Source organism: Acinetobacter sp. TUM15064, from assembly GCF_008980265.1.
In the GTDB taxonomy this organism is placed as follows: Bacteria; Pseudomonadota; Gammaproteobacteria; order Pseudomonadales; family Moraxellaceae; genus Acinetobacter.
In genome coordinates, this window is record NZ_BKFU01000202.1 from 1 (window position 1) to 485 (window position 485).

At 27.8% G+C, this 485-nt stretch carries 1 protein-coding gene; it reads right to left on the minus strand.

The features are described from left to right. Positions 1 to 90: 90 nt before the first annotated feature. The coding region (locus GBI16_RS18790; protein ID WP_215900700.1) for a hypothetical protein at positions 91 to 485 on the minus strand (395 nt) is incomplete at its 5' end.

A 485-nucleotide genomic window follows, 5' to 3' on the forward strand; every position in this document is an offset into this window, starting at 1 on the left:
TTCCGGTTAATTTTCATTAATAAAAATCACCTTACGGTGCTTTTTATGTCTAACAAATAAAAATATTTCGGGTTTCAAAGTTTAAAATGATTAAAAATAGTCAGGTTCATATAAGGTTAGATTATTTAATAATTCATTTGCTAGAAAAATTACTGATAAATAGTCATATTTTTTTACATGTGAAGTTTTTTTTGGCTCCCAATACCGACCATGTGCAAGCCAGTTTCTATAATCCAAAGCATTCTTAAAGCTATCAAGTAAAATTTTGTGATTTGAATTAACCACTTTCCATTCTTTTAAAATATCATCAGTTAATGAAGCTCGATTCCCCTTTACTTTATAAATTTGCCTAAGATTTCTTGAAAGAAGATCTTTTTTCTTGTTTTGACAGCGTATTAAATAATCAATTCTAAATCTAGCCTCTAGGAAAGCTAAAATCTCTAAAGCACTCATTCTATCTAATGTACGTTTATGTTCACTTAACT